Annotated in this window: 5 protein-coding genes; 4 read left to right on the forward strand and 1 reads right to left on the reverse strand. The window is 33.0% G+C overall.

Annotation, left to right across the window (positions count from 1 at the left end):
* Nucleotides 1-356: 356 nt before the first annotated feature.
* Nucleotides 357-1455 (forward strand): peptide chain release factor 2 gene (gene prfB, locus AB1422_17645; GenBank protein MEW6621127.1). Its coding sequence is split into 2 segments (ribosomal slippage): nucleotides 357-425 and nucleotides 427-1455, totalling 1098 coding nucleotides; the frame shifts between segments, so codons are not numbered across the junction.
* Between the two features lie 76 nt (nucleotides 1456-1531).
* Here prfB and AB1422_17650 read toward each other — a convergent pair.
* Nucleotides 1532-1672 carry a hypothetical protein gene (locus AB1422_17650; protein ID MEW6621128.1) on the reverse strand — a complete coding sequence of 47 codons (141 nt, stop codon included), beginning with the start codon at nucleotides 1670-1672 and terminating at the stop codon, nucleotides 1532-1534.
* Between the two features lie 87 nt (nucleotides 1673-1759).
* Between AB1422_17650 and cobS the strand changes: the two genes are divergently transcribed.
* From cobS to AB1422_17665, 3 genes are read left to right on the forward strand one after another with little or no spacing between them, the layout of a single operon-like run.
* Nucleotides 1760-2545: an adenosylcobinamide-GDP ribazoletransferase gene (cobS, locus tag AB1422_17655; protein MEW6621129.1), complete on the forward strand. Its 786-nt coding sequence runs from the start codon at nucleotides 1760-1762 to the stop codon at nucleotides 2543-2545.
* Nucleotides 2546-2558: 13 nt separating this feature from the next.
* A complete protein-coding gene (locus AB1422_17660) occupies nucleotides 2559-3203 on the forward strand; it encodes a DJ-1/PfpI family protein (protein MEW6621130.1) in 645 nt (214 codons plus the stop codon).
* A 6-nt stretch (nucleotides 3204-3209) separates the two neighbouring features.
* Nucleotides 3210-3761: a metal-dependent hydrolase gene (locus AB1422_17665; protein MEW6621131.1), complete on the forward strand. Its 552-nt coding sequence runs from the start codon at nucleotides 3210-3212 to the stop codon at nucleotides 3759-3761.
* Nucleotides 3762-3894: the final 133 nt, after the last annotated feature.

Below are 3894 nucleotides of genomic sequence, written 5' to 3' on the forward strand. Positions count from 1 at the left end.
ATTAACAAAGTAGCTGGAGAATATTTTGATTTTTGATTTGTAATTTTACATTTTGATGTTTGATTTTTAATTTATTTTATGGTATTCCAGAAAAGTGGAAGTTAATTTTGCAAAAACCATAAGGTTCACACTACATTTATGGAATATCACAGATTAATTCGTGTCCTTAAGTGATTAATTTCTTTAATTCTCTGTGAACTCTGTGCCTCTGTGGCTGAACGATTACATAAAGCAAGGTAAGCGTTCAGCCATCAACGGTCAGCATTCAGTGTCAGTTAAGGAATTCAACCTTTCTTCACTGACACTGTTCACTAACACTGGTTACCATTTACCAAAAATAAGAGAGGTGATTTTTTATGTGGAATGAAATAGGAATAGAATTAGAGAAATTACTCAAGACAATATTAGAAATGGGTGACTATCTTTGAAGTATCTAAGATTAAAAAGGAAATAACTAATCTTCAGAATGAATCATTTAAACCTGATTTCTGGCAGGATGCGGTTACGGCTCAGGCGAAAATGCAACAATTAAGCACCTTGAAAGATAAAATTGAACCTTATGAGAAAATTTACAAAGAGATAGATGAACTAAAGGTATTATTTGACTTAGGTCAGGAAGAGAATGATGCACTTACCTATAATGAAATAGCTAAAAGATTACCTCTTTTAAAAAAAGAGGTAGAGGAATTAGAATTTAAAAGGATATTTTCGGGTGAGCATGATAAGAGTAATGCCTATTTATCTATTCATCCGGGTGCAGGGGGAACAGAATCTTGTGATTGGGCGGCAATGTTACTCAGAATGTATTTAAGATGGGCTGAGGAGAAAAAATTTACAACACAAACCCTCGAGTTCTTACCTGGTGAAGAAGCAGGTGTAAAAAGTGTTACGATTTTTGTCAAGGGAAAATATGCCTACGGCTATTTAAAAGCAGAAAAAGGAGTCCATCGCCTGGTAAGAATCTCTCCATTTGATGCGAATAAAAGACGACATACCTCTTTTGCCTCAGTTTTTGTTATGCCTGAGGTAGAAGAATTAGAAGTAGAAATTAATGAAGATGATTTAAGGATTGATACATTCAGGTCAAGTGGACCCGGTGGGCAACATGTCAATGTTACAGATTCAGCTGTTCGAATTACACATCTGCCAACAGGTATTGTTGTTAGTTGTCAATCAGAGCGTTCCCAGTATAAAAATAAGGCAAATGCTATGTCTATCCTTCGCTCAAGAATATATGAATATTATGAAGAAGAACAAAAAGAACAATTATCTAAAATCGGAGGAGAAAAACAGGAAATAGGGTGGGGGAGTCAAATTCGCTCTTATGTCTTCCAACCGTATACAATGGTAAAAGACCACCGCAGTAATCTGGAAATAGGTAATGGACAGCGAGTTATGGATGGCTGGATAGACCCATTTATTGAGGCATATTTACGAATGAATAAAAAAGGATAACCGTTTAGGTGGTAATTTACCGCAGAGACGCAGAGGAACAGAGAAGATATAGAAATAAATTAGATTACATAAAAGATTATTGATTAAGACATGGAAATACACAGGACCTGCTTGCCGAATGTTCCACAGGCAAGCCAGATTTGTTAATCAATTTTAATGTTGTTGTACTCAAGAGCTTGCCCTGATGAAAATCAGGGATGTTAAGCGTCTCGTCCATAGATTTTATTTTTTTTCTGTGCGTCTCTGTGTCTCTGCGGTGAACAGTTACGAATACTTCAAAAAAAAGGAAAGGAGGAATAGTCAAATGAAGAATTTCATTGTTGCTTTACAATTTCTGACCATGATTACTCTTAGTTCCAAAAAGTTTAAATTTTTATCCAACGAGGAGTTAGCTAATTCTATGGTTTATTTTCCTATCATTGGATTAATGATAGGTTCTTTTCTCGTAATTATCAACTACATTCTGGGTTTATTTTTACCCGATTTAGTCGTTGATGTGTTTCTAATTATTAGTTTAATATTTGTTACCAGAGGATTACATTTAGATGGTTTTGCCGATACTATTGATGGATTTTCTTTTGGTGGAACAAAGGAAGAAATTTTAACGATAATGTCTGATAGTCGCATTGGGGCAATGGGTGCTATCGGCATATTTTGTTTGCTAATAACTAAACTCTTTCTTATTTATGAAATGCCTATTGAAATTAAAAATATTGCTTTAATTATAATGCCTGTGTTAGGTAGATGGGTAATGGTTATGGCCGCCGCATCTTCTAACTATGCTAAAGAAAATGTAGAAGGATTAGGAAAACCTTTTACTGATTATGTTGGAACAAAAGAATTTGCCATCGCCACTATCATTATGGTTTTAATTGGCTGGGGATTATTTAGCCTTGAATCAAGATATTATAAAGGAGTAATATTAATTTTAATCATCTATATAATTAATTTATACCTTCTAACAAATATTAAAAGAAAACTCAATGGTATCACCGGCGATATTTTAGGGGCACTATGTGAAATAACTGAAGTATTGGTATTATTCTTAATAATGGGCATTAGTGCAATAGAAAAAAACCTTGACTTTTAATATAAATTATGATATGATGAAAAAGATGAAAAAACAACTATTATTCATAGTTATGTTGGGTTTAATTGGATGTGTTAAAGAAACACAAGAAATAAAAGCCGTAGAAGAAAACTTAAAAGGGAATAGGGTATTAATGATAATTGCCTCGTCTAATTTCAGAGATGAGGAATATCTGGTGCCAGTTGATATTTTAAAATCTTATGGAATAGAAATAATAACTGCTTGTTCATCACTACAAGTAAGCACTGGAATGCTTGGGGCAAAGGTTACACCAGATATACTTTTGACAAAGGTGAAGGTAGAAGATTATGATGCCATCGTTTTTGTTGGCGGCACAGGTTCATCTGAATATTGGGAAGATAAAACTGCACATCATCTTATTCTCGAGGCAATATCTCAAAATAAGATTTTAGCCGCAATATGCATTGCACCAGTAACCCTGGCTAACGCTGGTGTCTTAAACGGAAAAAGTGCCACTGTATTTTTTACCGAAGCAGATAGATTAAAGGAAAAAGGAGCAAACTATAGTGGTAAAGATGTAGTCATAGATGAGAATATCATCACGGCTAATGGACCCCAGTCCGCAGAAAAATTCGCTCAAGCAATTGTTAATCTTCTTAGCCCAAAAATATTACCAGTAAAAGATGAAAAGAGGTAACTATTTATGTCTACTCCTATCGCTCATTCTTTAGCTGGAATAAATGTTTATTTAGTTTCTAAAAACAAAAATACCCTTAATAATAGATTACTTATCTTATATTGCTTAATTGTCTCAAATTTGCCAGATATTGATTTTTTTTGTATTACAACCGATGGAATTAAATGGAGTGCTCTTTACCATCATCAGGTTACTCATTCAATAATATTTATTCTTATTTTAAGTTTAATTGCCTGGTTTACTGGTGGTCGAAGGTTAGGAATAATTACATTGTGGTGTCTTGGATTACATAATTTAATAGATTATTTTACCTTTGATACAATACCTCCAAAAGGGATAATGTTATTATATCCATTTTCAAAACAGTATTTTATATCTCCAGTGACCTTTTGGTTTGGCTGTGAACATCAAACATTAGGAGATACAGTCTCATTTTACAGCTTAATTAGTATGGGATATGATTTAATTACGGTTGGATTGATTACCTTCATAGTTATAATATCAAAAAGAATCTATGAATTTAGGGTTCTGCAAAATAGGATTGGGGAGAGACAATAAATAAATATTAAATATTAAATATCAAATATCAAATATAAATATCAAAATGCAAAATTACAAATCAAATTTCAAATTGGTAATATCTTTGCTTCAAGTATTTTAACGCTGAAAGGGAAGAGATAATTTTTAGTTG

This window comes from bacterium (assembly GCA_040757115.1).
Taxonomy (GTDB): Bacteria; UBA9089; CG2-30-40-21; order CG2-30-40-21; family SBAY01; genus JBFLXS01.

Coding starts and splice junctions, on each gene's coding strand:
- AB1422_17660 (MEW6621130.1), top strand. CDS start 2,559: ATGATGAAAAAGATGAAAAAACAACTATTATTCATAGTTATGTTGGGT.
- cobS (MEW6621129.1), top strand. CDS start 1,760: ATGAAGAATTTCATTGTTGCTTTACAATTTCTGACCATGATTACTCTT.
- AB1422_17665 (MEW6621131.1), top strand. CDS start 3,210: ATGTCTACTCCTATCGCTCATTCTTTAGCTGGAATAAATGTTTATTTA.
- AB1422_17650 (MEW6621128.1), bottom strand. CDS start 1,672: ATGGACGAGACGCTTAACATCCCTGATTTTCATCAGGGCAAGCTCTTG.